Source organism: Faecalibacterium prausnitzii (assembly GCF_003287405.1).
In the GTDB taxonomy this organism is placed as follows: domain Bacteria; phylum Bacillota; class Clostridia; order Oscillospirales; family Ruminococcaceae; genus Faecalibacterium; species Faecalibacterium intestinale.
Genome location: NZ_PRLD01000048.1, coordinates 1 through 1,724 on the forward strand (window position 1 = coordinate 1; position 1,724 = coordinate 1,724).

1 rRNA gene is annotated in these 1,724 nt (G+C 52.1%); it reads left to right on the plus strand.

The window, feature by feature from the left end:
* The first annotated feature begins 176 nt into the window (after positions 1–176).
* Positions 177–1,687 (plus strand): 16S ribosomal RNA (locus C4N24_RS14925).
* Positions 1,688–1,724 lie beyond the last annotated feature (37 nt).

Sequence of the window (1,724 nt, forward strand, 5' to 3'; positions counted from 1 at the left end):
AAGGCTGCGGCGCACAGGACCTTGAAAATTGAACAATATCGAAAGAACTTGTAACGGAACCTATTTTCGTGTTGGAAAAACACGGTAAACAATTCCAAACAAAGTAATTCACACAGGACGCAAGCGATTGCGTGCTGAGCGAAACAAGATTTAACACTTTTAAGTGATAAATATCATTTATAAAGAGTTTGATCCTGGCTCAGGACGAACGCTGGCGGCGCGCCTAACACATGCAAGTCGAACGAGCGAGAGAGAGCTTGCTTTCTCGAGCGAGTGGCGAACGGGTGAGTAACGCGTGAGGAACCTGCCTCAAAGAGGGGGACAACAGTTGGAAACGACTGCTAATACCGCATAAGCCCACGGCTCGGCATCGAGCAGAGGGAAAAGGAGTGATCCGCTTTGAGATGGCCTCGCGTCCGATTAGCTAGTTGGTGAGGTAACGGCCCACCAAGGCGACGATCGGTAGCCGGACTGAGAGGTTGAACGGCCACATTGGGACTGAGACACGGCCCAGACTCCTACGGGAGGCAGCAGTGGGGAATATTGCACAATGGGGGAAACCCTGATGCAGCGACGCCGCGTGGAGGAAGAAGGTCTTCGGATTGTAAACTCCTGTTGTTGAGGAAGATAATGACGGTACTCAACAAGGAAGTGACGGCTAACTACGTGCCAGCAGCCGCGGTAAAACGTAGGTCACAAGCGTTGTCCGGAATTACTGGGTGTAAAGGGAGCGCAGGCGGGAAGACAAGTTGGAAGTGAAATCCATGGGCTCAACCCATGAACTGCTTTCAAAACTGTTTTTCTTGAGTAGTGCAGAGGTAGGCGGAATTCCCGGTGTAGCGGTGGAATGCGTAGATATCGGGAGGAACACCAGTGGCGAAGGCGGCCTACTGGGCACCAACTGACGCTGAGGCTCGAAAGTGTGGGTAGCAAACAGGATTAGATACCCTGGTAGTCCACACTGTAAACGATGATTACTAGGTGTTGGAGGATTGACCCCTTCAGTGCCGCAGTTAACACAATAAGTAATCCACCTGGGGAGTACGACCGCAAGGTTGAAACTCAAAGGAATTGACGGGGGCCCGCACAAGCAGTGGAGTATGTGGTTTAATTCGACGCAACGCGAAGAACCTTACCAAGTCTTGACATCCCTTGACGATGCTGGAAACAGTATTTCTCTTCGGAGCAAGGAGACAGGTGGTGCATGGTTGTCGTCAGCTCGTGTCGTGAGATGTTGGGTTAAGTCCCGCAACGAGCGCAACCCTTATGGTCAGTTACTACGCAAGAGGACTCTGGCCAGACTGCCGTTGACAAAACGGAGGAAGGTGGGGATGACGTCAAATCATCATGCCCTTTATGACTTGGGCTACACACGTACTACAATGGCGTTAAACAAAGAGAAGCAAGACCGCGAGGTGGAGCAAAACTCAGAAACAACGTCCCAGTTCGGACTGCAGGCTGCAACTCGCCTGCACGAAGTCGGAATTGCTAGTAATCGCAGATCAGCATGCTGCGGTGAATACGTTCCCGGGCCTTGTACACACCGCCCGTCACACCATGAGAGCCGGGGGGACCCGAAGTCGGTAGTCTAACCGCAAGGAGGACGCCGCCGAAGGTAAAACTGGTGATTGGGGTGAAGTCGTAACAAGGTAGCCGTAGGAGAACCTGCGGCTGGATCACCTCCTTTCTAAGGAGTCAGGCAATGACAGAGCATCTAAGATGGT